At 40.9% G+C, this 264-nt stretch carries 1 pseudogene; it reads right to left on the bottom strand.

What is annotated here, in order from left to right:
* A pseudogene (locus SB660_RS21375) lies at positions 1-264 on the bottom strand (endonuclease MutS2); the annotation flags it as partial.

Below are 264 nucleotides of genomic sequence, written 5' to 3' on the forward strand. Positions count from 1 at the left end.
CTCAATTTCAACTTGCTCTTTCATTTTGAGACGATGTATTTCATTATTCGCTTGTACAACTGAATCTGGTTCGATAAATAACGTTTTACCCGACGATGATTGGGCATGCACAATGCCGCCATAGTGATAGCGATATTCTTGTTTAACTGGAATCACATAACGGTCGTTACGAATCGTTACAATTGCATCTGAAAGCATTTTGGCTGCATTACTTCCTCGTGTTAAGCTCTCTAGCTTTGAACGCACCTTAGCCTCTTCTGCTCG

Origin of the sequence: Bacillus sp. SIMBA_005 (genome assembly GCF_046535585.1) — a bacterium.
Classification (GTDB): Bacteria; Bacillota; Bacilli; order Bacillales; family Bacillaceae; genus Bacillus; species Bacillus pumilus.